Raw genomic sequence first — 5,606 nt, forward strand, 5'->3', positions numbered from 1 at the left:
TAAGGGGATAATTCATATAACCATTTAACTGTTGAAAACACTTGTAAGGAATTTTACACAATATTAAGGACTTGACTGTTAAACAGCCGAAACCCCTTGATTTCTGGCTGTTTTAAGCCATTAGCCGGAATACCTCCGGCTATTTCAAACTTTTTTCGTGCATTTTTTCAAATAAGCGGAATTCTTCCGTGTATTGTGGTAGATGATAGATGCATTACCAGAAAAATTTCTCAAGTGCATATAAACTGAACCAGCAGGCAATCACTCACACCAAAGCATACATACAAAAAGGGAGCAGCTGCGGCTGCTCCCTCTCTCATCCTAAAATATTGTATCCTGAGTCAACATAAACAATTTCGCCAGTCACACCCCTGGACAGGCGGCTGATCAAAGCCATTGTCAAATCGCCGACTTCTTCTTGTGTAACATTACGCTTGAGAGGGGCTTTTTCCTCTATATCATGGAGAATCTGATTAAAGGAAGGCACTCCTTTTGCAGCAAGCGTCCGGATAGCGCCTGCAGAAACAGCATTCACCCTGATATTTTGGCCGCCAAGCTCCAGGGCGAGATATTTTACTGCAGCTTCCAAGGAAGCTTTTGCAAGGCCCATCACATTATATCCCGGTACTACGCGTTCTGCACCGAGATATGTCATGCTGATGATAGAACCGCCCTCATTCATGTACGGCTTTGCCTCTCTAGCCACCGCGATAAGAGAATAAGCACTTGTATCCTGCGCAAAAGCATAGCCTTCTCTTGAAGTATTTATAAATTCTCCTTTGAGATCCTCAGCGTGGGCAAAAGCGATAGAATGGACAACCCCATATATGGTTCCGCACTCTTCCCCTATTTTTGTAAAGGCATTCTTTATACTTTCATCACTGTTGATGTCGCACTCCAAGATCATACTTGCCTGCAAATCATTGTCTTCCAACAGCTTTGTCAGCTTCTTAAAAGAGCGTTCTTTTCTATATGTAAAAATAACATTTGCGCCTGCCTGAAATAAAGAACGGGCAACTCCCCAAGCTATGCTTCGCTCATTGGCCACACCCATGACAACAACATTTTTATCTTGCAGCTTTAGCAAGTCCAACATTTGATTACCTCCGCTTATACCTGTTTTTAGTATCTGGTGCTAATCCACAAATAGTATATCATACCTCTGTTCTCCTAGCGACGTTTTTTTGGCAGCTTCATACCTATCATGTTTTTGATCACTGCCGAAGTTTCCTTATAAAAAGATGAAAGAAAAATATTTACACCATTTTGACATATATATATTGCAAAAAGATTAACATATTATATAATGGAATTAATAGATAAAGAAAGGTGGAGTTAAAATGAAAAGCAAGATTGTTGATGAGAGAGTGTATCAAGCACAAAACAAAATCTACAGAGAAATTTATATACTGATTATGGTGATTACATTGGCATCCATTGTGTACAAATATTTCACCATAGGTGTGCAGGTAAATGTGATTGCTACAGAATTAATCATTCTCCTGTCGCAGGCTGTTTATTATTTGTACCGTTCGGCACGGATGGGGATTTATTCTGCTGAGGTAGAAATGCATGACAATAACAGCAAAATGCCGGCGGTGAAAAAGAATCTGCTTGGGGGTACACTTACTGGGATAGGAATAAGCTTGTTTTTTGGCTTTCACAGCGCCTTATCCTATGCTGACACCACCTCCCAAGCACTTTCATACTTTTTCTTGGTTTTTTTTATCTCCCTGATCATCTATATTCCATTTTTCATAGCTTTCTTAATGATTCCTCACCTCTCAGCAAAACGACTGAGTGAAAAAGCAGAAGAAGACGAACTAAAACGGTGATGATATGAAAAATATGAAACTGAAGCTTGCGCGCATTGAAAAAGATCTTTCACAAGAAGAACTGGCAAACATGATTGGCGTTTCTCGCCAGACAATCGGCCTGATTGAGCTTGGAAAATACAATCCATCACTAAATCTGTGCATTTCCATTTGCAAAGCACTATCAAAAACGCTCGATGATTTGTTTTGGGAAGAATAAAAAGTAAGCCTGTAAGTAAAAAGACAGCCCGGCGGCTGTCTTTCCCTCTTCCTTCTGCAGCAGTTTTTCAGTAAAATAAAAGAAAACAACATCAAGGAGCAGAAATGGCTAATATAAAGAATTTTTTTAGATGGGTGTTTAAAAAAGATCCCACTGACGTTAGTACACTCATTGTACTGGCAGCCGTAATTATGGGAATCAGGTTATTGCTTCCCCCTCTTCCCGACATCAATCTTCTATGGGCAATTCCTTTTTTCTTCGTAGTGGTTATTCTTTGCAGAGTTTTGTATGAGGTTGTGAAGAAGCTGTTAGGCAGCAGAAACAGGGAAGTTAACAAATTATTTTTGGTGTTTGTCATTTTAGGGACATTTCTTGTGGCTACACTCATAGACAATATGTGATCAATGCCGCAGATACAATCTGCGGTTTTTTTAAAAAATTCTCATACCCAATGCAACTTCCCAATATTTTTATGTAAAGACAAATAACAGGAGGAAGCTATGAACAAAAGAAAGATTCAGTATTTTTCTTTGCTTGCTGTTACTGCATTGTTAGGCGCAGCCGTTCTATTTTTCTATCTGGAGCGGGAGCCTGCAGTACAGGTACCGGAAGTGACGAGCTATTTAGAAAGGGAACCTTATTACATCAGCTTCACTCTGAATGTAGGGGATTCAACTTTAAAGACACAATATTTAGAAGAAATCTCTATTCCTGGAATTCAACTTTCTAACATCTTCGTGATTGAATCCATTTACGAAAAGTTTCCGGATGCATGGAACAAAGAAGAAAAAATGAAACTCCCCCTGAAGATAACAGAGGGAGTCAGCTATGATGTAGTGATACAATCACATGATCCTGCTGCCAGAGAATTTGACGGTACAGGATTTTTACTGTACTTTAATGACTATTTTTTTGAAAAGCAATGAACCTCACTGCTGCTCCCCGTTTACTCGGCCCATCAGAATGGTGGAGTAGTATTTACCGTCTGAAAGCAGTTTATCTGCTTTTAGCGTTCCTTCAATAGTAAAACCCATTCTTTGATAAAGCCCAATGGCTTTTTCATTGGTTTCCAATACACTTAATTCAATTTTCTTAATACCATTTCTGTCTGCCCATTCTACAGATTGCTGCAGCAGCTTTCTTCCAATCCCAACATTCCAGTATTCTTTCAGTACACCTACTCCAAATTCCACTTTATGAGACAGGCGTTTGAATGCAGAGCCTTGGCACCTTGAATATCCGACAAGTTTTCCATTCACCACTGCAACGAGAAACAAGTTTCGGCTGCTCTCAGAATCTGCTGCGATGATGTTCTCGAAGTCTTCCCGGCTAAGATAGCCTTCCCCTCTTTCCCTGTCAAAGTATTCTGTTTCGCCATCAATCCTGAGGCGAAGAGCTGACAAAGCCTCTCCGTCTGATAAGGCTGCAGAGCGGATGCAGTAGGATATTTCTCTATTATGATAAATGGTAGTTTGTATTTTCAACTATCGGTCCTCTGTTCCTTCGTTATATTATGTATTCTTTTACTAGCAATGGCTAACCCGCTAAATAGTTAAGATTCTTTTTGGCTGAGATAAGCACTAAGCATTTTTTCCACGAGAACACCATTCAACGTCATCCCGCTCAATTGATCTGTTTTTATTTCAACATCCTTCATATTGCAGGAAAGAAACCGGCTGCCCTGCATATTGCAGGCAGTAAAGGTAACTGGACCGCTTTCTCCCAGTTCACTGTGTTCAAAGCTCATCCCGCCCATTGTGACAAAAGCAAATTTGCTGTTTGAAAGATTCAGATCTGCAAACAGAGTATTTCTGAAATTGATATTTTGAAATTTTGAATTTGTCATATTGCTGTTGCTGAAATGAACAGAACTAACATTGCTGTTGCTGACATCGGAATTCTGCAGATTCACAGAGTAAAAGGAGGAACCTTCTAAATCTCTAGCTTCAAATTCAGATGCCTGCATGTCCTTTACAGGTTTTTGTTTGCTGTAGGAGAACTCATCCTCCGTTTCAAACACTCTTACAAACCCTTTTTTTTCATAAAAATGATGGTTGGCTGTTTGTCTGCTAGAGGTTTCCAAGTCCCACGATATGACTTGGGGATATAACTCTTCCAGTAAATCGATTGCTTTTCCTCCTATGCCCTTGCCCTGTTCCTCAGGAATGACAAAGATACGGTCAATTCTACCACGGTATTTTCCAGAGAGGGTGACAGCCAGCCCGCCGACTGTTTTCTCATCTGAGAGAATTTGAAAAAAATGAAGATGGCTGATCATATACTTCATCATAGAAAGAGAATCATATCCAGGCGGCTGGATATTGTAATCCTCTATACCAACTTCCGGAAGCCATCTCTCTGCTTCTTTATTGAACGTTTCTCTCTTTAAAATTGTTAGAGCTTCTGCATCCTGTAACGCTGCTCTTTGAATGGTTATAGCAGACATAGTATCTCTCCTTTTATTCTATATATTTTAGGCTTCTGGATGATAGCATCAGAAAAATGACAACATAACACCTAATTTATACCATTTTTCACTTTTTGTATAGAAAATCATATATTCGCCCTCACTATTTCAAAGGATTTTCATATTTTATCATGTAATAACAAATTGGAAATTGAGAGGGGAAGATAAGTATGAGCTACTATTATGATAGGGACTTTGTTGCGGGTGCTTCTGACCGCAAAGGCAGAAAAGTTGCTGGTATCAGTGATGTTCCTGTACACGTGAAAGCTTCTATTGATGCGGAGGAATTCTGCCGCGCTGTAAGACGCTGCATCATTAATGATCTTGCTGATGCTGATGATAGAAAGCGCCACGGCCACTGCAGAAGAGGCTGGTTGTAAAGTTTAGCCTCTCCAAAGAAGAAACTAAAACTTTAACCTGAGTTGATGTTTCCTCAGGTTTTCTTTATTTTTCTGATGTTCTAGGAAGTACTTGAAGCAGCACACAGCACAACTTTTTAAACTTTTAAAAATGATAGAATAGCCCTCACCTTTCTATTAACTTCTTCATAGAATACAGTGTAATAACAATACAGAAGAGAGAGGAGTTGACAGATATGGGTTACTATTATGATAGAGATTCTGTTGCAGGTGCTTCTGACCGCAAAGGCAGAAAAGTTGCTGGCATCAGCGATGTTCCTGTCCACGTAAAAGCTTCTATCGATGCAGAAGAATTCTGCCGCGCTGTAAGACGCTGCATCATCAATGACCTTGCTGACGCTGACGACAGAAACAAAAAACACCATGGCCGCTGCAGAAGAGGCTGGCTCTAAGGAATAGCAACACCTCCTCCTATTCCTAAAGCCGAACGGACGATGCCTGAGGGAAGCTCCCCTCGGGCTTTTTTTATCTTTATCCGACAGAAGACTCCCTCTTCAAGCGGGTGATGAGCTTTAGCTCAGCGATAAGGGGGAGATGAATGGCGGTTGACGATAGCCAAAACACTCACTGTCATGGTAAAATTAGAACCTGCGTTCCTATAAAGCGGTGAAATCATGTTAGTTAAAAAGGCTTTTAAGTTTCGTATCTTCCCTAATCAAAAACAAATGGAGTTAATCAATAAGACG

The 5,606-nt window shown here is 40.1% G+C and carries 10 protein-coding genes; 7 read left to right on the plus strand and 3 right to left on the minus strand.

Going from position 1 to position 5,606, the window contains the following annotated elements:
* Positions 1-316: 316 nt before the first annotated feature.
* Complete coding sequence (gene fabI, locus GJU40_RS20095; protein WP_154309832.1) at positions 317-1,096, minus strand: enoyl-ACP reductase FabI; 780 nt, start codon at positions 1,094-1,096, stop codon at positions 317-319.
* A 244-nt stretch (positions 1,097-1,340) separates the two neighbouring features.
* On the opposite strand from fabI, the gene GJU40_RS20100 reads away from it, so the two are divergent.
* The 4 genes from GJU40_RS20100 (at position 1,341) to GJU40_RS20115 (ending at position 2,960) form a co-directional block, all read left to right on the plus strand.
* Positions 1,341-1,835 (plus strand): DUF6773 family protein, encoded by a 495-nt coding sequence (locus tag GJU40_RS20100; RefSeq protein ID WP_154309833.1) that lies wholly within the window; start codon positions 1,341-1,343, stop codon positions 1,833-1,835.
* A gap of 4 nt (positions 1,836-1,839) precedes the next feature.
* The gene (locus GJU40_RS20105; protein WP_154309834.1) at positions 1,840-2,034 is read left to right on the plus strand and encodes a helix-turn-helix transcriptional regulator; all 195 of its coding nucleotides are present in this window, start codon (positions 1,840-1,842) and stop codon (positions 2,032-2,034) included.
* 104 nt (positions 2,035-2,138) lie between these two features.
* Entirely contained in the window at positions 2,139-2,435 is a 297-nt protein-coding gene (locus tag GJU40_RS20110; protein WP_170289468.1) for a hypothetical protein, read from the plus strand.
* Between the two features lie 99 nt (positions 2,436-2,534).
* Complete coding sequence (locus GJU40_RS20115; RefSeq protein WP_154309836.1) at positions 2,535-2,960, plus strand: hypothetical protein; 426 nt, start codon at positions 2,535-2,537, stop codon at positions 2,958-2,960.
* A gap of 3 nt (positions 2,961-2,963) precedes the next feature.
* Here the strand turns inward: GJU40_RS20115 and GJU40_RS20120 are convergent, their stop codons facing one another.
* Together GJU40_RS20120 and GJU40_RS20125 are read right to left on the minus strand one after the other, a co-directional pair.
* On the minus strand, positions 2,964-3,518 hold the full coding sequence (locus GJU40_RS20120) for a GNAT family N-acetyltransferase (protein ID WP_154309837.1): 555 nt from the start codon (positions 3,516-3,518) through the stop codon (positions 2,964-2,966).
* A 68-nt stretch (positions 3,519-3,586) separates the two neighbouring features.
* On the minus strand, positions 3,587-4,480 hold the full coding sequence (locus GJU40_RS20125; protein WP_154309838.1) for a GNAT family N-acetyltransferase: 894 nt from the start codon (positions 4,478-4,480) through the stop codon (positions 3,587-3,589).
* Positions 4,481-4,671: 191 nt separating this feature from the next.
* Between GJU40_RS20125 and GJU40_RS20130 the strand changes: the two genes are divergently transcribed.
* From GJU40_RS20130 to GJU40_RS20140, 3 genes are all read left to right on the plus strand, one after another.
* Positions 4,672-4,881: a hypothetical protein gene (locus GJU40_RS20130; protein WP_154309839.1), complete on the plus strand. Its 210-nt coding sequence runs from the start codon at positions 4,672-4,674 to the stop codon at positions 4,879-4,881.
* A 215-nt stretch (positions 4,882-5,096) separates the two neighbouring features.
* The gene (locus GJU40_RS20135; protein WP_154309840.1) at positions 5,097-5,312 is read left to right on the plus strand and encodes a hypothetical protein; all 216 of its coding nucleotides are present in this window, start codon (positions 5,097-5,099) and stop codon (positions 5,310-5,312) included.
* A 222-nt stretch (positions 5,313-5,534) separates the two neighbouring features.
* A partial coding sequence (locus GJU40_RS20140) for a helix-turn-helix domain-containing protein (protein ID WP_154306416.1) occupies positions 5,535-5,606 on the plus strand: 72 nt, incomplete at its 3' end.

This window comes from Metabacillus lacus (assembly GCF_009674805.1).
Lineage (GTDB): Bacteria > Bacillota > Bacilli > Bacillales > Bacillaceae > Metabacillus_C > Metabacillus_C lacus.

Coding starts and splice junctions, on each gene's coding strand:
- fabI (WP_154309832.1), bottom strand. CDS start 1,096: ATGTTGGACTTGCTAAAGCTGCAAGATAAAAATGTTGTTGTCATGGGT.
- GJU40_RS20100 (WP_154309833.1), top strand. CDS start 1,341: ATGAAAAGCAAGATTGTTGATGAGAGAGTGTATCAAGCACAAAACAAA.
- GJU40_RS20105 (WP_154309834.1), top strand. CDS start 1,840: ATGAAAAATATGAAACTGAAGCTTGCGCGCATTGAAAAAGATCTTTCA.
- GJU40_RS20110 (WP_170289468.1), top strand. CDS start 2,139: ATGGCTAATATAAAGAATTTTTTTAGATGGGTGTTTAAAAAAGATCCC.
- GJU40_RS20115 (WP_154309836.1), top strand. CDS start 2,535: ATGAACAAAAGAAAGATTCAGTATTTTTCTTTGCTTGCTGTTACTGCA.
- GJU40_RS20125 (WP_154309838.1), bottom strand. CDS start 4,480: ATGTCTGCTATAACCATTCAAAGAGCAGCGTTACAGGATGCAGAAGCT.
- GJU40_RS20130 (WP_154309839.1), top strand. CDS start 4,672: ATGAGCTACTATTATGATAGGGACTTTGTTGCGGGTGCTTCTGACCGC.
- GJU40_RS20135 (WP_154309840.1), top strand. CDS start 5,097: ATGGGTTACTATTATGATAGAGATTCTGTTGCAGGTGCTTCTGACCGC.